The sequence below is a fragment of the Morganella sp. GD04133 genome (assembly GCF_029835375.1).
Classification (GTDB): Bacteria; Pseudomonadota; Gammaproteobacteria; order Enterobacterales; family Enterobacteriaceae; genus Morganella; species Morganella morganii_B.
Genome location: NZ_JAODZS010000001.1, coordinates 133,778 through 155,896, shown reverse-complemented (window position 1 = coordinate 155,896; position 22,119 = coordinate 133,778). Strand labels below are relative to the sequence as shown.

Here is a 22,119-nt window from a genome sequence, read left to right as displayed (position 1 = left end):
AATCAACAGACAGAAAAACGGGATGTCAGATACTGCTCTACCCCGCAAAGATCCTGCAATTCAGTCACATCACCGGACACCCGGGTTTGCGGGCGTACCACGACAATGCAGGGAATTCCCAGCGCCAGACAGGGGGCGACTTTTTCACTGAATCCGCCCTGTGTGCCGGACTCTTTGGTGATCACCACATCCGCACCGCAGTAACGGTAAAACGCTTCATTAAACTCCGCCGAAAACGGCCCTTTGAGGGCAAAAATCTGATCAATGGTCATCCCGTAAGATTCACACTGTGCCAGAACGTCCTGTGTCGGCAGTACCCGCGCCAGCACAGTTTTTCCCGGCAGACGGGCAATATAATCCGCCAGCTGTTTACTGCCGGTGGTCAGCAAAATCCGCTGACCGAGTGTCATGGCAATCTCACAGGCGCTGTCAATGGAGTCCGTTTTGTAAATCAGCGGGTTATCAACCGCGTCAATATCACTCGGACGGTTATAACGCACCAGCGGAATACCCAGCTCACGCTGCACCTGCAAAATTGTGTCGCTGAGCACGGCGGCGTAAGGATGTGAGAGATCCGCCAGCAGGCGGATCCCGTGACGGCGGCAGTATTCCGCCATCGCCTGTGCATCCATCCGGCCTTCCCGGATCTCACCCTGTAAGCCGGCTGCCTGCTGACGGCCTGCGGCGGTGGCGACAGAGAGCCGGTAGCGGACCCCCTGTGCATCCAGGCGCTCACAGAGCAGACGGGCATCACTGGTCCCGCCGAAAATCAGCAGTCTGCCGTCATTCACAGTTTGTATCCCCGTGGTGTGATCATCAGATCATCACTGATATAGGTGGATTTATTACCGACAATCACCAGGCTGGTCATATCGACACGCTCATATTCCATCTCACCGAACGTGGTGATCCATTTCTCTTCTTTCTTACGGGCCGCGGCTTTCACCACGCCGACCGGGGTGGTGGCGGCTTTGAACGGTGCCATCAGTTCAAATGCACGGGCCAGATGACCTTCGCGCCCCAGGCTGCGCGGGTTATAGAAACAGATAACAAAATCGGCTTCGGCGGCGGCTTTGATGCGTTTCTCAATCACCTCCCACGGCGTGAGCAGGTCGCTCAGGCTGATGTGGCAGAAGTCGTGCATCAGCGGGGCACCCAGCAGAGAGGCGGCGGCGATACTGGCGGTAATGCCCGGCACCACACGCACCTGAATATCGCGCTTCTCTTTGGTGACGATTTCGAGGATAAGCCCTGCCATACCGTAAATCCCGGCATCACCGCTGCACACCATCGCCACGTTTTTCCCTTCCTGTGCCAGCTCAATGGCCAGATGGCAGCGTTCGATCTCTTTGCGCATGCCGGTTTTGATGACTTCTTTGTCGCCCACCAGAGGTTTCACCAGATGGGTATAGGTTTTATACCCGACGACCACTTCCGCTTCTTTCAGTGCGGTGACGGCTTCTTCGGTCATCATGGCTTCACTGCCGGGGCCAATGCCTATAACGGTTAACATACTGTTTCTGCTCCTAACGTAATGGTGATCCCCCGGGTCTTACAGGTTTGCCCTATCAGACAGCCTTTGCTCATCAGCCAGGCGACCGGCCGGGATACACTCCCGACACCCGTGGTTTTTTTAACAAATTCCGATTCCGGGAACTGTGCCGCCACAGGGGCCAGCTCCTCAGCACTGAATACGGTAAACGGCACCTGATAACGGGCCGCGAGCGCCAGCAGGGCGGGCTCCTGTGCTTTCAGGGTAATACTGCCGATAGCGCGGACGGCTTCCGGCAGCAGATTGTTCTCAGCCAGTTGTTCAGCAAACAGTTGCTGAACCTCATCTGCCCGGGTATCTCTGCGGCAGCCCATACCGGCAATAATCCGGCGCGGGATCAGTTTATACACCGGCACCGGCAGCATAATTTCCTCGCGGCGGTAACTGACACACACCAGCGCATCCAGTTCCGGCAGAGAACGCAAATCAGCCACCGGGATAAGCCCCGGTAAGGCGTATTTGTCCTGCTCAGCCGCCATATCCGGATGCCACCAGATACCGATGCGCTCTCCGCTGACCATCATCTGGTTCAGGGTTTTGACGGTGTTGCGGAAATCGGAGAAAGTGGCATCCATATCCCGCGCCAGCAGATCAAAACTGGTGACCTGATTCACGTCCGTGGCGGTGGTGATCACCGCCTGTCCGCCGATTCTGCCCGCCAGCCAGGCGGCCAGTTCATTGGCACCGCCGAGATGGCCGGAGAGCAGGCTGATCACATGCTGTCCTTTTTCATCCATCACGATCACCGCCGGGTCACTCATTTTGTCCTGAATCACCGGCGCCAGTACCCGGACGGTAATGCCGGTCGCGGCGATGACAATCAGGGCGTCATTCTCTGCAAATGCCTGTTGTAAAGTCGCGGCAAAGCTGTCACGGAACGGCTCAAAGCCCTCCGACACCAGTTTTTCGCTGGTGTAACAGGTCACCGGGAGCAACGGGCGGATCTTTTCCGCCAGTGCTTTACCGCCCGGTGTCAGGCAAAACAGCGCAATGCGCTTACCGCGAGGCTTTGCGGTACTCATGGCTGAAGCCTGCGTCATACAGTTTTGAATAGTGATACTCGTCGCCGAGGAACGGCCCGACCAGAATCAGTGCGGTTTTGCGGATTTTTGCTTCGCGCACGGCGACGGTGATCTCCGCCAGTGTGCTGCGCAGCACCTGACAATCCGGCCAGGTCGCCTTATACACCACCGCCACCGGGGTGGTTTCCGGATAACCGCCTTCGGTCAGTTGTTCCACCACGCCTTTGATATCCTGAACTGACAGGAAAATCGCCATTGAGGTCTGGTGAGCGGCAAAGCTGCGCAGACTCTCTTTCGGCGGCATCGGTGTACGGCCTTCGATACGGGTGATAATCAGGCTCTGGGACACTTCCGGTACGGTGTATTCCACACCCAGTTCCGCGGCGGCACCGAGGAAGGAACTGACGCCCGGGATCGCGCTGAAACCGATATTGTGTTCTGACAGCACTTCACCCTGTTCACGGATAGAGCCGTACAGGGAGAGATCGCCGGTTTGCAGGCGCACCACCAGTTTGTGGCTTTTCACTCCGTCAACCATCACGGTGATGATGTCGTCGAGGGTCATGGCGGCGCTGTCGTAGCTTTCGACGCCGTCTTTACAGTAGTCCAGCAGATCAGTATTGATAAGCGAACCGGCATAAATGACGATGTCAGCCTGTTGTAAAATACGGTAGCCTTTCAGGGTGATAAGACTGATATCCCCGGGACCGGCTCCGACAAACCAGACTTTCTGACGGTCAAACTGTTCAGCCACAACGCGCCTCCTTACGGCAGGAAATAAGATAGGTAGGATTATTCGGTTTAAAATAATAACTGTGTCCGAGCGCGGTCATATTTCCGGCCTGTAATTCACAGCAGTCCAGTTCGCTCACCGTACACTGTTTCAGGTGTGCAATGGCTTGTGTCAGGTTATCCAGCAGGATAAAGGTCATCACCAGGGTGCCGTCGCTGTGCAGATGATCGAGAGACCAGTCGATAATCTCCGTGAGATTGCCGCCGGTACCGCCGACAAACACGGCATCTGCTTTTTCAGCCAGTTCCACCGGTGCATACGCGTCAATCACGCGGATCTGCGGGCAGCGGAAATGGAGGCAGTTCTCTTTGATCAGCGCAATGGCTTCCGGTTTTTTCTCGATGGCAATAATCTCAAGCGCCGGGTGGCTGAGTGCCGCTTCAATGGAAACACTGCCGGTACCCGCACCCACATCAATCAGGCGCTGTGCGCCCTGTAAATCCAGCCGTGACAGGGCGAGTGCTCTCACCGGCTCTTTGGTCATCGGGATCTGTTGTCCGCGTAAAAACAGTTCGTCTTTCATCAGGCCACGCTGCCCCGCTTATCAATTAACACCACATTCATGTTGTAATCACCGGTGACCTCTTCTGCATTGAGAATGGTGATCCGCTCATTCCGGCCGGAAAGGTTTTCCCCGATAATCATCCGCCGGGTCTGACCGCGCAGCAGGATTTCGGCGGCGATTTCTTTCGGGCCGATCTTACTGTCGGTCACCATACCGATACGCTCATGGGCGAGCAGCCAGTCAAAATCGGGGCTGCGGTTATGGCTGCTGGTGAGATAGATATCATTCATATCCATGCCGGCACGGGAACACAGGTATTGCACTGAGCTGATACCCGGCACTATCTGTACCTGTTCCGGTGCAAAGGTTTCGCTGATGCGTTTGCCGATGCCGAAAAACATCGGGTCACCGGAGGCCAGAATGACAATGCGGCGATCAAGACGTTCTGCTATCCAGTTCATCAGGCCGCTGATATCCGCATCAATGACACGGGTTTCGGCAGACAGCCCGGCAAATTCATCCAGATGGCGCTGACCGCCGATTAAAATATCCGCGCCGGAAATTACGTCCGCTGCCCGCCGGGTCAGATACGCTTCTGAGCCGGGGCCCACACCTGTCACATAAATCATCGGAATCCCTCCGTTATGGCGCTCAGCGGACGGTTGGTCCCCAGCACCTGATTATCAAACGAGAACAGAATGGCATCGCAGTGCGGCGGCTCATCGGAGAAACGCAGCATCTGATTAATCCGGTCACAGATTTTTTCCGCGATCCGCGGGTAGACCGCCTGCCAGCCCTGCGCATTGATCAGTTCAATCGCCGCTTCGGTAGTGGTGCAGCCGTCCACGTCCTGTAATAAAGAGAGCGGGGCGCCGATCAGGGCAAGATTAGCGATCAGGGTTTCCATCCGCGCATCCGCAATATGGCTGTGGGTGTGGAAAATGCCTGCGGCGATTTTGACCAGCTTGCCGAAGTGCCCGAGGATCACCACCTGCTCAAACTTCAGTCGTGTGGCTTCCTGCAACATATAGCCGACAAAGTTACTCATGGTGACGACATACGCACCGTCCAGTCCGAGCTGTTCGCTGACAAACCGTTCGCCGTGGTTACCCGGCACCAGGAAAACGCGGGTCATACCCTGAGCGCGTTTCATTTCCAGTTCGATGGACAGGGAGCGTTTCCAGCTCTCTTCCGACATCGGTGTAACAATGCCGCTGGTACCGATTACCGAAATCCCGCCGAGAATACCGAGACGACCGTTATAGGTTTTTTTCGCCCGCTCTTCCCCTTCCGGGGCAAAGATGGTGACATCCGCCCCCCGGTTCGGGCCGATAGCTTCACGCACCGCGGCTTCAATCGTCTGGCGCGGGGTTTTGTTGATGGCGGCATCACCGATTGGCAGTCCGACACCGACTTTGGTCACACGGCCGACACCTTCGCCGCCGTCCAGGGTGATAACACCGCTGTCATTGAGCGCGACCCGGGCGAAAATCAGCATGCCGTGGGTGGCATCAATATCGTCGCCGCCATCTTTGCGGATGGCAGCGGTGGCGGATTGTCCGCAAATCAGCGGCTCTTCCACATTCAGGTTCAGTGTCACGCCGGACGGTGTGACAATCGAAACCTGCTGAATTATTTCCTGACGCAACACCATCAGCGCCGCCACTTTGGCGGCAGCGGTGGCACAGGAGCCGGTGGTATACCCCTTGCGCAGTGCCTTGCCTTTGTGCCAGACGACGCCGGTGCCGTTATCGTCAGGTGCTGTGGTGTTTTCCTGCGTCATGATTACGCCTCCGGCATCCGGTAAAGGATGGCGTTGATAATTGCGGCGGCCACGTTACTGCCGCCTTTGCGGCCGAGTGCGGCGATACACGGCAGCGAGCTCTCCGCCAGCGCATCTTTGGATTCTGCCGCGCCGACAAAACCGACCGGCACACCGACAACGGCAACCGGTTTTTCTGTGTGTTCCAGCACGCGGAACAGGGCGGTCGGCGCATTACCGAAGACAAAAATTTTCTCCCCCGGCTCTTGCATGGCGATATCCACTGCCGCCATGGAGCGGGTCATCTGCTGTTCTTTGGCAGCGGCGACCACACGCGGGTCACTGACATAGCAGCGGCACTCTGAGCCGTATTTCGCCAGGCGGGTTTTGTTGATCCCGGACAGCGCCATCGTGGTATCGGTATAAATAGTGCAGCCGCGCATAATGCCGTCACGGAGGATTTCAATCACGCCGTCAGAAAAATGCAGAATATCCAGCCAGTCAAAATCGGCAGTGGTATGGATAGCGCGTTTGATAATCGCCGCGTGATCATCACTGGCGAAACGGTATTCCGGTCGTGTTTCGCGGATAATGTCATCAATGATCAGAAAACTGTTTTTTTCGATTTCCTGCGGCTGTTGTATGTAACTCATATTTTTCCCTTACAAAATCCACTGTGCCAGAAGATGAATGACGGCGAACAGCGCCAGTGCGGCGGAAGAGGCAACCCACATCAGCCGGATGGTGCTGAGAATATCGTCTGCATTGATGTCGCGGGTGTTGTCACCGATCCACGGTTTATCAACCAACTGCCCGAAATAGGTATTCGGCCCGCCCAGCTGCACACCGAGTGCCCCGGCGACCGTCGCTTCGGACCAGCCGCTGTTCGGACTGCGGTGATTGGCGTGATCACGTAACCCGGTGCGGAAAGCGTCCCGGTAACGGTATTTCAGAACAAAGGCGGCGAAAGTGAACAGCAGCCAGCTCAGACGCGCCGGGATATAGTTGGCGACATCATCCGCACGGGCGGAAAACATACCGATATCGCCGTACTTTTCATTTTTATAGCCGACCATCGAGTCCAGGGTATTCACCGCTTTATAGGCCATTGCCAGCGGCGCACCGCCCAGTAATAAGAAGAACAGCGGGGCGATGACACCGTCGGTGGTGTTTTCCGCGACCGTTTCGGTTACCGCGCGGGTGATCTGCGGCGGTGTCAGCTCCCGGGTATCACGCCCGACGATCCACGATAATTTTTCACGGCTCTCAGCCAGATCATCTGCTTTCAGCGCGTCATACACCCGCATTGCCGCATCCTGCAAACAGCGGGTGGCAAGGACGGTGTAGGTCATCCAGATGGTGACGAGCCAGCCGAGACTGGTTTCCAGATAAAACGCCAGCGCCAGCACACCGTAACTCACCGCCCAGGCGCCGCCGACGATCACAATCCACAGCACGGCTCCGCCCCGGCGCAGTGCCGCACTGCTCTGACAGCGGCGGCGGATCACACCTTCGGTCTTGCGGATGGCGTTGCCAATCCAGCGGACCGGGTGCGGCCAGTGCTCCGGGTCACCGAGGCGCCAGTCGAGCAGGAACGCTGCCAGCCAGCTGAGTAACGTCATAACACACTCCGTGCCAGGGCAAACCAGTGATCCAATAATCCCGGACGCTGGGCAAAATGCACATGCAGATAACCGGCAAAGGTGTTACCAACCTGATAACCGCCGTGCCAGCGTTTGAGGATTTCGCCGTCGCGCTCTTTGATAAACTCAAAAGCAGGCGGCAGATCAGTGACAAAATCAGAATAATGGAACTCATGGCCGCGCAGGCGTTCACCGGCACGTACCAGTGTGGTGTCTGTCAGTGCGGTGCCTTCGCAGTAACCAAAGCGTTTCAGGCGGTTACCCATGGTGCTGTGCCCGGCAATGATGCCGGTCATCGGGAACGTGTTGCCACTGCTGTCTGTCAGGGTTTCACCGAGATACATCAGCCCGCCGCACTCCGCATAAACAGGAATACCGCGCTGATGTGCCGCCCGCAGTGCGTTCCGCATAGCCGTGTTAGATGAAAGTTTTTCAGCATAGACTTCCGGATAACCGCCGCCGATGTAAATCATATGGCACGGATCCGGCAGGGCGCTGTCATTCAGCGGGCTGAATGTGACAATCTCCGCACCGCTCTGACGCAGTAAATCGAGATTATCGGGATAATAGAAGTTAAAAGCGGCATCATCCGCTACGGCGACAGTCAGCCCGCGTCCGGCACCCGGTGTGGCGAGCTGTATTGGAGTGCTGTCTGCCGGTGCCTGCCAGTGTGTCAGGGAAAGCAGCTTATCCACATCAACGGTTTTTTCTATCTGATCAGCCAGACGCTGCCAGCGCTCAGTCTGCTGTGCCTGCTCCTGCGGCGGGATCAGCCCCAGATGACGGGAAGGGAGTTCTATGTCATTCATGACCGGCACGTAACCGATCACCGGCACATGGCAGTAGTGTTCAATCGCGTGTTTCAGGAGCTGAAAATGGCTGTCACTGTTCACCCGGTTAATCAGCACCCCGGCGATATTCAGTGACGGATCAAAATGCTGAAATCCCATCACCGTGGCGGCAACAGAAGTGGAAACCGCTTTGCCGTCGACCAGCATAATCACCGGGCAGTCCAGCTGTTTTGCCATCGCGGCGGTGCTGCAATAGTGCGGATCGGTACCAAAACCGTCATACAGCCCCATCACGCCCTCAATCACACCAGCGTCTTTGTCCTGCATATAATGACGGAATTGCGGGGTCAGAACGGACGCCGGCAGCATAAAGGCATCCAGGTTACGGGAAGGTACGCCGGTGACAGCGGTATGCCAGCTGCTGTCGAGGTAATCAGGGCCGACTTTGCAGGGCTGGACACGCAACCCGCGGGCATTGAGTGCCCGCATGATCCCGAGGGTGATGGTGGTTTTTCCGCAACCGCTGCTGGTGCCCGCGATCACGAAGACCTGTTTTTGTGCCTTATCCATACGCTACCTTTGACACGGTGTTGTTGCCAAAAAAACGTCCTGATACCAGGAAAGCAAAAAAAGGTTAAATAAATTAACCCGGTGAACTGTCTTTTTATTTTCATGATCATAAGCAATACAGAATATTGCTGAACAGCGATGCGAAAATGTAATGATCATTTAATTAACATTGCCGATTTTTGATATAGTGATTTTTTACGGCTATTTATATTCAGGTTTAATAAAACATAAAATGCTGCTTTTATATATCTGCTTATTACAGTTTGTGAGTTTCTTCACATAAATACTTGATTTGTGATCAAGATGAATAAAATGCAACTACTTTATTTTTATAAACATATGCAAATATGTTAATTAAATGATCTTGTTTTTATTATTTGTTAATGATAATTTCATAAATAACAGCTGTTTTGTTGATTATAATAACCTGTTTTTATGAGCTGAATGTAAAAAGCTATTTATTTCAGCTGCTTGAAAGTGCATGATCTACTTGATTTTTTTTCATGAACTCTTCCGCCACGTGAACGTATTATTGGGATATTAGTCATATATTTTTTCCTGTGATTATTTAATAATACAAAATATTAAACAGAATTGTCTTTATTACGCATTTATCGTGAATAGATCAAAGAATAAAATTCACGGGTAATTAATACTGCTGTCCAACGACAAAACATCATTAATAAATAGTATTTTTTATCACCACCAGGTGTTGTGCATAACGAATAAAATGATGTGATTTTTTCATGTTGATTAATCTGATTGATAAGGCAATAAAATGAGCAAAGGTAAAGTATGGCTGGTCGGAGCCGGACCCGGAGATGCATCATTAATTACCGTAAAGGGACTTCACTGTATACGTCATGCCGAAGTGCTGGTGCATGATCGTCTTGTCAATCCTGAGCTGATCGCCTGTGCCCCGGCGGACTGCAAAATCATCAATGTCGGTAAAACACCGAATCACCATCCGGTGCCGCAGGAAGAAATCAATGCCATCCTGGTGAAATATGCCGCAGAAGGTAAAAATGTGGTGCGCCTGAAAGGCGGGGATCCGTATGTGTTCGGGCGCGGTGGTGAAGAAGCGGAATCCCTGGCACAGAACGGCCTCGATTTTGAGGTTATCCCGGGGATCAGTTCCTCTATCGGCGGACTGGCATATGCAGGCATTCCGGTCACTCACCGCGATCACGCATCAAGCTTCCATGTGGTTACCGGTCATATGTGTCAGGGGAATGAGCCACAGAACTGGAACGCATTGGCTGCCCTTAACGGTACGCTGGTGATCCTGATGGGGATGACCCGTCTGGCTGAAATCAGCCAGCTCCTGATCGACGGCGGAAAATCACCGGATACCCCGGCTGCCGTGGTCATGTATGCCAGCCAGCAGCGCCAGCAGGTGGTTACCGCCACCCTCGCCACCTTACCGGAAGAGGCTGCGCGTCATAAATTACATCCGCCGGCACTGATTGTCGTCGGTAATGTGGTGAATCTGCACCAGATCCTGGCATTTGCTGCCACACAAATTGATATTACGCAGGAAGCCCCATTAGACGCTGCGTCATAGTATTATCCTTAAAATAATAAGCATCCGGCTGTATGCAGGTGATACTGTGTGCAGCCCTTACATTTGGAGGAGGCTATGAGCGAACACGGTGGTAATGTGGTAGAGGTGGCTGAGCTCCTCGGCATCTCACCCGCATCTATCTTCGATTTCAGTGCCAATATTAATCCGCTGGGGCCGCCCGAGAGGGTTAAAGCCATCATCCGCGATAACCTGTCTGTTATTGAACGCTACCCGGATATTGAATACCGCTATCTGCATGCCGCACTGGCTAAAGGTGCCGGTTGTGAGCTGGGACAGGTCATTGCCGGTAACGGAGAGACGGAACTGATTTATGCGCTGGTGCGCCATCTTAATCCTCACAGCGCATTACTGTTAACCCCCGGATTTGCCGAATACCGCAGAGCACTGGAACAGCAGGGCTGCGATATCATCGAGCACCCGCTGACGGAAGAGAATGATTTCCAGCCGGATGAATCCCTGCTGGCGGATATTGAAGCCCGCCGCCCGGACTGCGTCTTTATCGCCACGCCGAATAACCCGACCGGGCTGATGCCGGACACCGCGCTGCTGCACAAACTGGTGTCCCTGTGTGAATCCCGTCATATTCATCTGATTGTCGATGAAGCCTTTATTGATTTTATGCCGGAAGGATCACCGCTGACAGCGCGTCTGCCGGAAACCCGCTACCTTTATCTGCTGCGTTCACTGACAAAATTTTTCGCCATTCCCGGTCTTCGCCTCGGTTATCTGCTGTGCGGCGACAGCCACATCATCAGCAACCTGAAAGCCTGGCGTGAGCCTTGGACGATCAACGGCCTGGCGGCGCTGGTGGGCGAGGTGCTGCTGGATGATGAAGCATACATCCGCAAAACACAGGATTTTATTGCCGCCCAGCGGGAATATCTGTGCAATGAACTGCGGCAGTTTCCGCTGCTGAAAATCCGGCAACCGGCAGCAAACTACATCTTTATCCGCTGCCTGAACGGCGTGGAACTTCAGTCCGCACTGCTGAAATATAAGCTGCTGATCCGCCGCTGTCAGAACTACCCGGGGCTGGATGGCTCTTATTACCGGATCGCGGTCCGCAGTCAGGCGGAAAACCGTCACCTTATCGGCGCATTAAAACAGGTATTTCAACATGGCTGAGGCACATTGTCCGGCATCCTGCGGAGAATTGTTGCAGGGATGGATCCTCGGGGGCGAAAAACTGGTTTCCTGCCCCATCAACTGGTACAGCTATGTCTCGGTGGAAGAGGGTGTTCCGCTGGGGCTGGAACGGCCCCGTATGCGCCAGATGCTCGAACAGGTGCTGAAACATCTGGATATTGTCCCGGAAGCCACTGGTATGCTGCGGATCGAATATGAATCCACCATCCCTGTCGGCAAAGGGCTGGCGAGCAGTACGGCGGATATTGCCGCCACTGCCCAGGCCACCGCGCGCTTTTACGGTCATGAGTTATCACCGGAAACCCTCGCAAAACTGTGTGTGGCGGTTGAACCGACAGACAGCACACTCTTTTCTTCCCTGACACTGTTTGATCACCAGACGGCTGAGACACAAATATCACTCGGCTGGGCGCCGGATCTGAAACTGTTGCTGCTGGAAAGCCCGGATGTGGTACTGACAGAAGATTTTCATAAACGTGATCGCCGTGCCGCACTGCTGGCGCGGGAATCCCTGCTGGCTCAGGCCTGGAAACAGCTTACCGTCGCCTGTGAGCAGCATGACCCGCAGCGCCTGGGCGAAGCAGCCACTCTGAGTGCGATCGCCAGCCAGGATCTGCTGCCCAAACCCGGCTTCAGTGAACTGCGTGCGCTGGCAGATAAAGGAAAGATTTACGGCCTGAATGTTGCCCACAGCGGCAGCGTGGCCGGGCTTATCTATGATGACACCCTGCATGACAAAGATTTTATTTATGACTGGATCCAGCGGCATCAGTTGGACCGGTTTTATCCGCAGGTGCATGAGGTGAGCATGGCACCCGGCGGCGTCCGCTAATCCTCCGCCATCCGCGTCATTCTTCAATCCGCAGCTGTGTTGGCTGCACTCAATAAACCGGGTCACATACTGGTGTATGCTCCCCGGTTTCTTTCATTTGCCGCCTTGCTGCAAATTGAATAATTTAGCGGATGACCTCCGCGCTGATTTTTCTTCAGAACCACATCTACGGTTTTCATCATGTCAAAGTAAAAGGCAGATAACCGGCAGAGAAACGAAAAGCATGCGTGTTATGGATGACGGGGCTGAGCATTCCCCCTCAATTTACCGCGCGGCACCACAAAGTACGCGCTGCTTTGCTGCGTCCCGGCAACGGGCAGGATATGATTCAGACAACTGATTCTGACGCTGTCCGCAAAGGAGACACTATGCTGCGTTATCCGCTTTTTTGTGATTTACAGGGAAAAACCTGCCTGATCGTGGGGGGCGGGGAAGTCGCCGCCCATAAATGCCGGACACTGTTACAGGCGGGGGCGCATGTCACCGTCATTGCCCGCTGGTTTCACGGAGACCTCACCGCTCTGGCGCAAAAACCGCATCTGACGCTGACGGAAGCGGACTTTGATGCCGCACTGTGGCCGCAACGCTGCTGGCTGGCCTTTGCCGCGACGGACTCGCCGGAAGTGAATCAGCAGGTGCTGGAACAGGCCAATGCCCGCCACTGCTTCTGTAATGTCACTGACGCGCCGGAAAGTGCCTCATTTATCTCCCCGGCCACCATTGATGTGCCGCCGGTTCAGATTGCGCTGACCTGCGGCGGAAACCCGGTCTATACACAGTTCCTGAAACACCGTGTCATGCAGGCAATTCCGGCGGATGCGCCGGTGAAACTGCGTGCCGCCGCACGATTGCGTGAGCAGGTAAAAGCCACTCATGCTTCCCGCGATGCCAAACGGCAGTTCTGGCAGACGTTTTTTACCGATACTGCCCTGGAACAACTTCTGCCGCTGGACGATGATGAACTGCTGACTGACTATCTCAATTACCTGCTGGCTCAGTTTACCGAAGAACACGGAACTCACTGAAAAAATAAAATCCCGGCACCGAAATAGCGGTTCCGGGGTAATTATGTGAGCTGAATGGTTTATTTCAGCCACGGGATAACAAAAAAAGAACAGTGTTTTTATCATATTAATAATAAAATTTTTACTTTTTTGCATCATTCGTTTTTTTATTTCTTTATCGCATTCCGTTACATGATTTAATAAGATGTGTGTCACACTATTTCGTCATTATTTATCAAAATATATTCATATAAAATATACTATAAAATATAGTTTAAACATTAAAAATTAATTGCTATTTATGGTAAATTCAATAATATAATGACGATCACAAAATCAGGATTGATTTATTTATCATTAGGTTTAAATAATTGTTAATTAAAGTTTTTGTTTGTTGTTTTTGATGGTATCCATATGATTTTAAATGAAATTTAAGTGTGATCTGCATCGTGTTTTATCTCCCGCTGAAAACCATTCCATTTTCGCAAGATATCCTTACTTTATATCAATTGTTTTTAAATCCCCTGAATTGCACATTATCATCAGTGGAAAGTTAAGGAATTAAATAGGGATGAATACCAGATTTGTACTTAGATATTTTCTTAATTAATACCAAACGGATTTAACCGGTTTTGTTTTAACTTTAATTCCGAACATTCAGTTTATTTAGAGGTATATCATGCAGAAGCCTACCATTGTTATTGGTGTAATTGGTGCCGATTGCCATGCCGTCGGTAACAAAGTTTTAGATCGCGTGTTTTCCCAGCATAATTTTAATGTGATTAACCTGGGTGTCATGGTCAGCCAGGACGAATATATCGACGCCGCTATTGAAACCGGCGCACAGGCCATTGTTGTTTCCTCTATTTACGGTCACGGCGAAGTGGACTGTTTAGGTATGCGTGAGCGCTGCATCGAACGTGGTCTGGGCGAAATTCTGCTGTATGTCGGCGGTAACCTGGTTATCGGTAAACAGGAACCGGCTGAAATCGAGAAAAAATTCAGCGACATGGGCTTTAACCGCGTCTTCTTCCCGAGCACAGACCTGGAATACGTCTGCGATGTCATGAAAAAAGACATTGAAAAAAGCCCGGCACGTAAAGAAGGAATGACCGCGTAATGATCAACGTCTCGATAGATATCGGTTCAACCTGGACAAAAGGTGCCGTGTTCGACGTGGGAAGTGATGATCATATTGAATTAAAGAATTATGCCCTGACCCCCACGACGATTGACCATCTGGCAGACGGATTTTTCACTGTACTGAATAAAATCCTCAATGTGTCTGATGCGCGTCCTTTACTGGAAGCCGGGAAAGTTAACATTAATTATTCCTCTTCCGCCAAAGGCGGGTTAGCGGTAGCGGCACTGGGTCTGGTTCCGACAATCACCCTTGAGTCAGCAAAAGTCACTGCTCACTCAGCGGGCGCAAAAGTGTCTCAGCACTTTGCGTATAAGCTCAACCGGACTGATATCCGCAAACTCGAACAGACACCCCCGGATATTTTCCTGTTCACCGGCGGGACGGATGGCGGCGATGTCGGATACGGATTACAAAACGCGAAAATGCTGGCGGAATCCGATCTGAACTGCTCCATCATTTATGCGGGCAACCGTGATATTCAGGACGATATTGCTGAGATCCTCGGCCATAAAGAACTGACTGTCGTTAACAACATTTTACCGAGTCTGGATAGTCCGAACCCGTTCGATGCGCGTAAAGCTATCTGTGACATCTTTCTGAAAAAGATTGTGAAGGGCAAGGGACTGGACGTCATTGTTGAACAGACCGGCGAAGAGCCGCGTCCGACACCATTCTCTGTCTTTGAGTTAGTACAGCAAATCCGTGACAACGTTCCCGGCTGGGAAGAGTTTGTGCTGATGGATATGGGTGGCGCAACGACGGATATTTATTCGTCCTGCAACAACAGCTTACTGCCGGATACCATTTTACACGGGATTCCGGAGCCGAAAGTGAAACGGACTGTGGAAGGTGACCTTGGCATGCGTGTATCGGCGGTGATCGCCGGTGAAGCAGGCCGCGAATTAGCCGAAGCGCAGTTTGTGAATCATCCGGAGCAGCTGGATGCCTTTTACCGCTACACCCGTTATGTCAATGAGCACCCTGATTATCTGCCTCAGACGGATGAAGAACGTGTTTATGACCATCTGTTAGCCGGTATTTGTGTCGCACTGGGAACTGAACGCCATGCGGGTACAAAACAGCAGGTGACCACCTGTGCAGGTACGGTGGATTTACAGATTGGCCGTGATTTATCACGGGTCAGCAAAATCATCGGTACCGGCGGCTGGTTGTCGCGGACAGCTGATTTTGACATCAAACAGTATATGCGGTACCGCAAATTCGATAACAAAGGCCGTCAGATTCTGCTGCCGGACGAATTTGAGTACTACCGGGATTCACAAGGGTTATTTCCTCTGTTAGCCAACGTCGCCTGCCGGTATCCGAAAGCAGCAGCTCAGACCGGCGTGCAGATTTTGACCAGATAGCAAGATTATTGGAGCCATTAAATGGAACTGAAGAATAAAAAAATTGCAATCGACGACTTCATGGCCGAGCGCAAAGACGTATTAAAGACCTGGGTGACAGGGAAAGACGTGGAAAACTTTGAAGATGGCGTCAAATATCAGGCGACTATCTCTGAAGATAAAAACTTTGCCAAAAAATTATTCGAAGCTGACCGCGATGGCATCACATTAAGCCAGCCGCGTGCCGGTGTTGCCTTAATCGAAGAGCACATCGAGCTGCTGAAAAAACTGCAGAAAGAGTGTGACCTGCTGCCGACCACTATCGATGCGTATACCCGTCTGAACCGTTATGAAGAAGCAGCAGTCGGTATTCAGAAATCTGTTGAAGCCGGTACCTCTAAACTGAACGGCCTGCCGGTGGTTAACCACGGTGTTGCCGCCTGCCGTCACATCACTGAATCCCTAGATAAACCACTGCAGATCCGTCACGGGACGCCGGATGCACGTCTGCTGTGTGAAATCTCCATGGCGAGTGGTTTCACCAGTTACGAAGGCGGCGGTATCTCCTATAACATCCCTTACGCAAAACGTGTCACCCTGGAAAAATCCATCCGTGACTGGCAGTACTGCGACCGCGTCATCGGTTTATATGAAGAAAACGGTATCCGTATCAACCGCGAACCATTCGGTCCGTTAACCGGTACGCTGATCCCGCCATTCATTTCTCACACTGTGGCAATTATCGAAGGTCTGGTGGCGCTGGAGCAGGGCGTTAAATCCATCACCGTCGGTTACGGCCAGGTCGGTAACTTAGTGCAGGATATCGCGGCAATCCGCTCCCTGCGTGAACTGTCTCATGAATACTTCCGTGCTTACGGCTACGAAGATTATGAGCTGAGTACGGTATTCCACCAGTGGATGGGCGGTTTCCCTGAAGATGAATCCCGTGCGGCAGCCGTTATTTCCTGGGGTGCGGCGGTTGCCGGTATGTCCGGTGCAACCAAAGTGATCACCAAGTCTCCGCATGAAGCATTCGGTATCCCGACTGCGGAAGCGAACTGCCAGGGTCTGCGTGCCTCCAACCAGATGCTGAACATGGTCCGCGACCAGAAATTCCCGCCGTGCAAAGACGTGGATCTGGAAGTGGAACTGATTAAACGCGAAGTCCGCGCAGTGATGAAGAAAGTCCTTGAATTGGGTAACGGCGACATTGCCGTCGGTACTGTCCGCGCATTCGAAGCCGGTGTTCTGGATATTCCGTTCGCTCCTGCGATGTGTAACTCCGGCAAGATGATGCCTATCCGCGACAACAACGGCGCAATTCGTGTGTTCGACGCAGGCGCAGTTCCGCTGCCGGATGACGTTCTGTCTATGCACCATGATTTCGTTGCTGAGCGTGCCCGCGAAGAGGGTCGTGAAGCTTCATTCCAGATGATTATTGATGATATTAACGCAGTATCTCACAGTAAATTAGTAGGAAGACCATAATGAAAATTAAACAGGCATTGTTCACGGCGGGTAACTCATCCTTCTATTTTGACGACCAGCAGGCTATCAAAGACGGCGCAGGTCACGACGGTTTCGTTTACACCGGTAAGCCGGTCACGCCGGGCTTTACCGCAGTGCGTCAGGCGGGTGAGTGTGTGTCAGTCCAGTTAATCCTGGAAAACGGTTCAGTGGCAATGGGTGACTGTGCCGCAGTTCAGTACTCCGGTGCGGGTGGTCGTGACCCGTTATTCCTGGCGGAAAACTTCATTCCGTTCCTGGAAAAACACATCAAACCGCTGCTGGAAGGCCGTGATGTCAGTGAGTTCCGCAACAATGCTAAGTTCTTCGATGAACTGAAAGTGGAAGGCAAACAACTGCACACCGCTATCCGTTATGGTCTGTCCCAGGCACTGCTTGACGCCACCGCGCTGGCAAGCAACCGTCTGAAAGCTGAAGTTGTGTGCGACGAGTGGCATCTGCCGGTTGTGGCTGACCCAATCCCTCTGTTCGGTCAGAGTGGTGATGACCGCTACAACGCTGTGGACAAAATGATCCTCAAACACGTTGACGTTCTGCCGCACGGCCTTATCAACAACGTGGATGAAAAACTGGGCCGTCAGGGTGAAAAACTGCGCGCTTATGTTGAGTGGCTGGCCAAGCGTATCGTTGAGTTACGCACAGAAGACACCTACAAACCGTCACTGCATATCGACGTTTACGGCACCATCGGTTTAATTTTCGACAAAGATCCGATTCGTTGCGCAGAGTACATCGCAAGTCTGCAGGAGCAGGCCGGTGATCTGGAACTGTACATCGAAGGTCCGGTTGATGCGGGTAACAAACCAGACCAGATCCGCCTGATGAAAGGCATTATGGATCACCTGAAAAAACTGGGTTCCAAAGTCAAAATCGTTGCTGACGAATGGTGTAACACCTGTCAGGACATCATCGACTTCACGGATGCCGGCTGCTGTGACATGGTTCAGATCAAAACGCCTGACCTGGGCTCTGTTCACAACATCGCTGACGCGGTGCTGTACTGCCAGAAACACGGTATGGAAGCATACCAGGGCGGTACCTGTAACGAAACCGACGTCAGTGCGCGTACCTGTGTGCATATCGCGATTGCGACACGTCCGATGCGTATGCTGATCAAGCCGGGTATGGGCTTCGATGAAGGTATGAACATCGTTCATAACGAAATGAACCGCACACTGGCTGTACTGAAAGCAAAAGCATAAGGAAGCATTATGTCCAGGACATTTAAAATCCTGTCCCCTACTGCCATCCTGGGGTACGGATTTCCGGAAGAGAGTTTTATGAAGGCGATGGAAGAATTGCCGGATCTTATCGCCGTCGACGCCGGGTCTTCTGACCCGGGTCCTCACTACCTCGGTTCCGGTAAAGCCTTTACCGACCGTGCCGGGGTAAAACGCGACCTGCGTTATATGCTGAAGGCGGGTGTGAAAAACAATATTCCGGTTGTCGTCGGAACTGCCGGTGGTTCAGGCGCACAGCCGCATCTGGAATGGTGCCGTGAAATCATTCTGGAACTGGCTAAGGAAGAAGGACTGTCATTCAAGATGGCCCTGATCCCGGCGGACATTGAGAAGAAAACCGTTCACGAAGCACTGGATGCAGGCAAAATCACGCCGCTGGCGTTTGTGCCTGAACTGACGCATGAAGTGATCGACGAAAGTACCTATATCGTTGCTCAGATGGGTGTTGAGCCGTTCCAGGAAGCACTGGCAGCCGGTGCTCAGGTTGTGCTGGCCGGCCGTGCTTATGACCCTTGCTGCTTCGCGGCACTGCCGATTATGAAAGGGTTCGACGAAGGTCTGGCTCTGCACTGCGGTAAGATTCTGGAGTGTGCGGCAATCGCAGCCACCCCTGGCTCCGGCTCCGACTGTGCAATGGGTATTATCGACGAAACCGGTTTCACCCTGAAAGCATTCAACCCGATCCGTAAGTTTACGGACACCTCAGCAGCGGCTCACACCCTGTATGAGAAATCCAACCCGTATGTATTACCGGGACCGGGCGGCGTGCTGGATCTGAAAGAGTGTAAGTTTGAAGATCTGGGTAACGGACAGGTTCGTGTAACCGGTTCACGCCATGTATCAACACCGTATACCGTTAAACTGGAAGCGGCTCGCCCGGTCGGTTACCGCACCATCACTATCGCCGGTACGCATGACCCTATCATGATCGCCGGTATGGATAAGATTCTGGTGGAAGTGCGTAAAAGTGTTGAGAAAAACCTCAGCATCGACCCTGATACCGTGAAAATGAATTTCCATCTGTACGGTAAAAACGGTGTGATGGGCGACGCAGAACCTGAAACGGTCACCAAGAGTTATGAGCTGGGTATTTTACTGGATGTTGTTGCTCCGACTCAGGAGCAGGCGGACAGTATTTGTTCCCTGGCGCGTTCCACTATGCTGCACTACGGGTATGATGGCCGTATCGCCACCGCAGGCAACTTAGCCTTCCCGTTCTCTCCGTCGGATATCCGTGCCGGTAAAGTGTATGAATTCTCCATCTATCATCTGATGGAATACACCCCGGATATTAAATTCCAGTTCCGTATGGAGAATGTAACACCTGAAGGAGTGGCGAAATGAAAAAGTCAATTTTAGAATTAGCCAAAGTTGTGCGTTCTAAAAACTCCGGTCCGTATGAAATTGTAATGGATATTTTATTCAAGGATAAAGAAACGTATACCGCGGTAAAAAATTCAAAACAATTTAATAAAGACGTAGTTGCCGGTCTGTACTGTGTGAAACCTGACTTTATCGATAATATTGTCTGGTTTGACCCGGCGAACGCTGTGAAAATTGTCATGCCGAGACATATTGTTTCTGGTGCTGTCGGAGATACCGATGTTTATGGTGCCCAGCAACATGCGCCTTTATTAAAAATGGAATTTGATATTTAACAATATCACTCATTCAATATCTCATTAGTACGACAACTCGGTGTGGCGTACGGGGCTTCCCTGTACTCCGCATCGATTTCAGAAACAGAAATCGTCATTTTTCTCAGTGTGTTGTATAAATTTATTTAATATTTAAAGCCACGGAAGGCTGGGTAAAAATAACTGAAATAAAATTTCAGAGGATATTAAGTAAGTTGAGAACAAATGCGACCCAACACAGAATGGAATTATTATGAAATCGAAGAGTTTAACCACTTGGATAGTCATTGGCCTTATTGTCGGTGTGATTGTCGGCTTCAGCTTTAACGAGATGGCATCTGCTGAATTTAATAAGGTCTATGCAAAAGATATCTCTATTATTACCGATATCTTCTTACGTCTGATTAAAATGATTATCGCCCCATTGATTATATCAACACTGGTTGTTGGTATTGCGAAAATGGGTGATGCGAAAACGTTAGGTCGTGTTTTCTCCAAAACACTGTTCTTATTTATCTGTGCATCCTTTATCTCAATCCTGTTAGGTCTGGTTATCGTTAACCTGTTCCAGCCGGGCGCAGGTATTAACTTCGTTGCAGATACTGCCGGTGCGGTTGAAGGCATGGTGGAACCGGTTCCTTTCTCCTTCAAAACCTTTATTGCCCATGCGATCCCGACCAGTATCGTTGACGCGATGGCGCGTAACGAAATTCTGCAAATCGTTGTATTCTCCATCTTTATGGGTATCAGTCTCTCCGCTATCGGTGAGAAAGGTATGCCGATCATCAACGTACTGGAATCCCTCGTCAGCCTGATGCTGAAATTAACCGGTTACGTGATGCTGTTTGCGCCACTGACTGTGTTTGCCGCTATCTCCGGTATGATCGCAGAACGCGGCCTGGGTGTACTGGTCAGCGCCGGTATCTTTATGGGTGAGTTCTACTTCACACTGGCGATGCTGTGGGTGATTCTGATTGGTCTGGCTGCACTGGTTGTCGGCCGCTGTATCTTCCGTCTGACCAAAGGTATCACTGAGCCTGCACTGCTGGCATTCACCACATCAAGTTCTGAAGCCGCATTCCCGGGAACGCTGGAAAAACTGGAAGAGTTCGGTGTTTCCAACAAGATCGCCAGCTTCGTACTGCCAATCGGTTACTCCTTTAACCTCGTCGGTTCAATGGCTTACTGTTCATTTGCTGTTATCTTTATCGCTCAGGCATGTAACATCACCCTGTCTATGGGTGAGCAGATCACCATGCTGCTGATTCTGATGCTGACATCCAAAGGGATGGCCGGTGTACCGCGTGCCTCTCTGGTGGTTATCGCGGCGACGCTGAACCAGTTTAACATTCCGGAAGCGGGTCTGATTCTGCTGATGGGTGTGGATCCGTTCCTTGATATGGGCCGCTCTGCCACTAACGTGATGAGTAACGCTATCGGGGCTGCAATGGTTGGCCGCTGGGAAGGCGAGCACTACGGTGAAGGCTGCCGCGGAAAACCAAAGTCAGTTATTGAACCTCCGGTGTCACAGGCAACATCAGCCTGACCGGGCGTTCAGAAGAAACAAGACAGGCGCGGTACAGGGGATACCGGTACCGCGCCGCAATAAAAAAACCGTTTTATGTGTCATGTATTAAGCGCAAAATACCCTCAGTTATTTTGCGCTTTTTTTTGTGTAAGATTATTGAGATACCGCTGAAACACTCACTGTGCCATCTGTCACCTTAACGGCAAAGGCGGCGACGGAATAGGCGGTATCTTCCGCACACAACCCGTCCGTCAGCCGGAAACGCTGTTTTTTCAGCGGGCTGACAATCCACAGTTCATTGTTGTGTTCCGCAATTAATCCGCGCGACAGCACGCTGGCCTGCGCAAAGGGATCGATATTACTCAGGGCAAAAATGCGCTCGTCCGGATAAGGGCGAAACAGTGCTACCTGTTCACCCTTTACCAGCGCACACACGCCGGTTCCGGGGGTGATATCACTGACCTGACAAACCGTAATCCATTGACTCATCA

The 22,119-nt window shown here is 52.1% G+C and carries 22 protein-coding genes; 11 read left to right on the top strand and 11 right to left on the bottom strand.

Going from position 1 to position 22,119, the window contains the following annotated elements; translation table 11 throughout:
• Window positions 1–2: 2 nt before the first annotated feature.
• The 10 genes from N7387_RS00655 to N7387_RS00610 are packed head-to-tail and all read right to left on the bottom strand — an operon-like array spanning window position 3 to window position 8,638.
• A complete protein-coding gene (locus tag N7387_RS00655) occupies window positions 3–791 on the bottom strand; it encodes a cobalt-precorrin-6A reductase (RefSeq protein WP_262862789.1) in 789 nt (262 codons plus the stop codon).
• A complete protein-coding gene (locus N7387_RS00650; RefSeq protein ID WP_025154337.1) occupies window positions 788–1,513 on the bottom strand; it encodes a precorrin-3B C(17)-methyltransferase in 726 nt (241 codons plus the stop codon). Before N7387_RS00650 ends, N7387_RS00655 begins: the two co-directional genes overlap by 4 nt.
• A complete protein-coding gene (locus tag N7387_RS00645) occupies window positions 1,507–2,574 on the bottom strand; it encodes a cobalt-precorrin 5A hydrolase (protein ID WP_279796105.1) in 1,068 nt (355 codons plus the stop codon). The genes N7387_RS00650 and N7387_RS00645 overlap by 7 nt, the downstream gene beginning before the upstream one ends.
• Window positions 2,549–3,328 carry a cobalt-precorrin-4 methyltransferase gene (locus N7387_RS00640; protein WP_036408525.1) on the bottom strand — a complete coding sequence of 260 codons (780 nt, stop codon included), beginning with the start codon at window positions 3,326–3,328 and terminating at the stop codon, window positions 2,549–2,551. Before N7387_RS00640 ends, N7387_RS00645 begins: the two co-directional genes overlap by 26 nt.
• A complete protein-coding gene (locus N7387_RS00635) occupies window positions 3,321–3,890 on the bottom strand; it encodes a decarboxylating cobalt-precorrin-6B (C(15))-methyltransferase (protein ID WP_279796104.1) in 570 nt (189 codons plus the stop codon). Before N7387_RS00635 ends, N7387_RS00640 begins: the two co-directional genes overlap by 8 nt.
• Window positions 3,890–4,501: a cobalt-precorrin-7 (C(5))-methyltransferase gene (locus N7387_RS00630; RefSeq protein ID WP_279796103.1), complete on the bottom strand. Its 612-nt coding sequence runs from the start codon at window positions 4,499–4,501 to the stop codon at window positions 3,890–3,892. Before N7387_RS00630 ends, N7387_RS00635 begins: the two co-directional genes overlap by 1 nt.
• Window positions 4,498–5,655 (bottom strand): cobalt-precorrin-5B (C(1))-methyltransferase CbiD, encoded by a 1,158-nt coding sequence (cbiD, locus tag N7387_RS00625; RefSeq protein ID WP_279796102.1) that lies wholly within the window; start codon window positions 5,653–5,655, stop codon window positions 4,498–4,500. Before cbiD ends, N7387_RS00630 begins: the two co-directional genes overlap by 4 nt.
• A gap of 2 nt (window positions 5,656–5,657) precedes the next feature.
• Window positions 5,658–6,287: a cobalt-precorrin-8 methylmutase gene (locus tag N7387_RS00620; RefSeq protein ID WP_004239019.1), complete on the bottom strand. Its 630-nt coding sequence runs from the start codon at window positions 6,285–6,287 to the stop codon at window positions 5,658–5,660.
• A 9-nt stretch (window positions 6,288–6,296) separates the two neighbouring features.
• Window positions 6,297–7,256, bottom strand: coding sequence for an adenosylcobinamide-phosphate synthase CbiB (gene cbiB, locus N7387_RS00615; protein ID WP_279796101.1), 960 nt, complete (start codon window positions 7,254–7,256; stop codon window positions 6,297–6,299).
• Window positions 7,253–8,638, bottom strand: coding sequence for a cobyrinate a,c-diamide synthase (locus N7387_RS00610; RefSeq protein WP_279796100.1), 1,386 nt, complete (start codon window positions 8,636–8,638; stop codon window positions 7,253–7,255). Before N7387_RS00610 ends, cbiB begins: the two co-directional genes overlap by 4 nt.
• 778 nt (window positions 8,639–9,416) lie before the next feature.
• Here N7387_RS00610 and cobA point away from each other — a divergent pair.
• From cobA to N7387_RS00555, 11 genes are all read left to right on the top strand, one after another.
• Window positions 9,417–10,202, top strand: a complete 786-nt coding sequence (cobA, locus tag N7387_RS00605) for a uroporphyrinogen-III C-methyltransferase (protein WP_262883309.1) — start codon at window positions 9,417–9,419, stop codon at window positions 10,200–10,202.
• A gap of 63 nt (window positions 10,203–10,265) precedes the next feature.
• Entirely contained in the window at window positions 10,266–11,348 is a 1,083-nt protein-coding gene (gene cobD, locus N7387_RS00600) for a threonine-phosphate decarboxylase CobD (RefSeq protein WP_262860488.1), read from the top strand.
• Window positions 11,341–12,201, top strand: a complete 861-nt coding sequence (locus tag N7387_RS00595; RefSeq protein ID WP_279796099.1) for a GHMP kinase — start codon at window positions 11,341–11,343, stop codon at window positions 12,199–12,201. The genes cobD and N7387_RS00595 overlap by 8 nt, the downstream gene beginning before the upstream one ends.
• Before the next feature lie 323 nt (window positions 12,202–12,524).
• Window positions 12,525–13,226: a bifunctional precorrin-2 dehydrogenase/sirohydrochlorin ferrochelatase gene (locus N7387_RS00590; RefSeq protein ID WP_279796098.1), complete on the top strand. Its 702-nt coding sequence runs from the start codon at window positions 12,525–12,527 to the stop codon at window positions 13,224–13,226.
• A gap of 658 nt (window positions 13,227–13,884) precedes the next feature.
• Window positions 13,885–14,325 carry a methylaspartate mutase subunit S gene (gene glmS / locus N7387_RS00585; RefSeq protein WP_004236129.1) on the top strand — a complete coding sequence of 147 codons (441 nt, stop codon included), beginning with the start codon at window positions 13,885–13,887 and terminating at the stop codon, window positions 14,323–14,325.
• The gene (glmL, locus tag N7387_RS00580) at window positions 14,325–15,716 is read left to right on the top strand and encodes a methylaspartate mutase accessory protein GlmL (RefSeq protein WP_004236127.1); all 1,392 of its coding nucleotides are present in this window, start codon (window positions 14,325–14,327) and stop codon (window positions 15,714–15,716) included. The genes glmS and glmL overlap by 1 nt, the downstream gene beginning before the upstream one ends.
• Before the next feature lie 21 nt (window positions 15,717–15,737).
• Window positions 15,738–17,183, top strand: coding sequence for a methylaspartate mutase subunit E (locus N7387_RS00575; RefSeq protein WP_004236125.1), 1,446 nt, complete (start codon window positions 15,738–15,740; stop codon window positions 17,181–17,183).
• Complete coding sequence (locus N7387_RS00570) at window positions 17,183–18,424, top strand: methylaspartate ammonia-lyase (RefSeq protein WP_046892013.1); 1,242 nt, start codon at window positions 17,183–17,185, stop codon at window positions 18,422–18,424. The genes N7387_RS00575 and N7387_RS00570 overlap by 1 nt, the downstream gene beginning before the upstream one ends.
• A gap of 9 nt (window positions 18,425–18,433) precedes the next feature.
• Window positions 18,434–19,807 (top strand): acyclic terpene utilization AtuA family protein, encoded by a 1,374-nt coding sequence (locus N7387_RS00565; RefSeq protein WP_279796097.1) that lies wholly within the window; start codon window positions 18,434–18,436, stop codon window positions 19,805–19,807.
• Complete coding sequence (locus N7387_RS00560; RefSeq protein WP_025154321.1) at window positions 19,804–20,121, top strand: DUF4387 domain-containing protein; 318 nt, start codon at window positions 19,804–19,806, stop codon at window positions 20,119–20,121. The genes N7387_RS00565 and N7387_RS00560 overlap by 4 nt, the downstream gene beginning before the upstream one ends.
• 232 nt (window positions 20,122–20,353) lie before the next feature.
• Window positions 20,354–21,646 carry a dicarboxylate/amino acid:cation symporter gene (locus N7387_RS00555; protein WP_262883303.1) on the top strand — a complete coding sequence of 431 codons (1,293 nt, stop codon included), beginning with the start codon at window positions 20,354–20,356 and terminating at the stop codon, window positions 21,644–21,646.
• A 135-nt stretch (window positions 21,647–21,781) separates the two neighbouring features.
• Here N7387_RS00555 and nirD read toward each other — a convergent pair whose 3' ends face one another.
• A complete protein-coding gene (gene nirD / locus N7387_RS00550; protein ID WP_279796139.1) occupies window positions 21,782–22,117 on the bottom strand; it encodes a nitrite reductase small subunit NirD in 336 nt (111 codons plus the stop codon).
• Between the last annotated feature and the right edge of the window lie 2 nt (window positions 22,118–22,119).

Coding starts and splice junctions, on each gene's coding strand:
- N7387_RS00650 (WP_025154337.1), bottom strand. CDS start 1,513: ATGTTAACCGTTATAGGCATTGGCCCCGGCAGTGAAGCCATGATGACC.
- N7387_RS00645 (WP_279796105.1), bottom strand. CDS start 2,574: ATGAGTACCGCAAAGCCTCGCGGTAAGCGCATTGCGCTGTTTTGCCTG.
- N7387_RS00635 (WP_279796104.1), bottom strand. CDS start 3,890: ATGAAAGACGAACTGTTTTTACGCGGACAACAGATCCCGATGACCAAA.
- N7387_RS00630 (WP_279796103.1), bottom strand. CDS start 4,501: ATGATTTATGTGACAGGTGTGGGCCCCGGCTCAGAAGCGTATCTGACC.
- cbiD (WP_279796102.1), bottom strand. CDS start 5,655: ATGACGCAGGAAAACACCACAGCACCTGACGATAACGGCACCGGCGTC.
- N7387_RS00620 (WP_004239019.1), bottom strand. CDS start 6,287: ATGAGTTACATACAACAGCCGCAGGAAATCGAAAAAAACAGTTTTCTG.
- cbiB (WP_279796101.1), bottom strand. CDS start 7,256: ATGACGTTACTCAGCTGGCTGGCAGCGTTCCTGCTCGACTGGCGCCTC.
- N7387_RS00610 (WP_279796100.1), bottom strand. CDS start 8,638: ATGGATAAGGCACAAAAACAGGTCTTCGTGATCGCGGGCACCAGCAGC.
- cobA (WP_262883309.1), top strand. CDS start 9,417: ATGAGCAAAGGTAAAGTATGGCTGGTCGGAGCCGGACCCGGAGATGCA.
- N7387_RS00595 (WP_279796099.1), top strand. CDS start 11,341: ATGGCTGAGGCACATTGTCCGGCATCCTGCGGAGAATTGTTGCAGGGA.
- N7387_RS00590 (WP_279796098.1), top strand. CDS start 12,525: ATGATTCAGACAACTGATTCTGACGCTGTCCGCAAAGGAGACACTATG.
- glmS (WP_004236129.1), top strand. CDS start 13,885: ATGCAGAAGCCTACCATTGTTATTGGTGTAATTGGTGCCGATTGCCAT.
- glmL (WP_004236127.1), top strand. CDS start 14,325: ATGATCAACGTCTCGATAGATATCGGTTCAACCTGGACAAAAGGTGCC.
- N7387_RS00575 (WP_004236125.1), top strand. CDS start 15,738: ATGGAACTGAAGAATAAAAAAATTGCAATCGACGACTTCATGGCCGAG.
- N7387_RS00570 (WP_046892013.1), top strand. CDS start 17,183: ATGAAAATTAAACAGGCATTGTTCACGGCGGGTAACTCATCCTTCTAT.
- N7387_RS00565 (WP_279796097.1), top strand. CDS start 18,434: ATGTCCAGGACATTTAAAATCCTGTCCCCTACTGCCATCCTGGGGTAC.
- N7387_RS00560 (WP_025154321.1), top strand. CDS start 19,804: ATGAAAAAGTCAATTTTAGAATTAGCCAAAGTTGTGCGTTCTAAAAAC.
- N7387_RS00555 (WP_262883303.1), top strand. CDS start 20,354: ATGAAATCGAAGAGTTTAACCACTTGGATAGTCATTGGCCTTATTGTC.
- nirD (WP_279796139.1), bottom strand. CDS start 22,117: ATGAGTCAATGGATTACGGTTTGTCAGGTCAGTGATATCACCCCCGGA.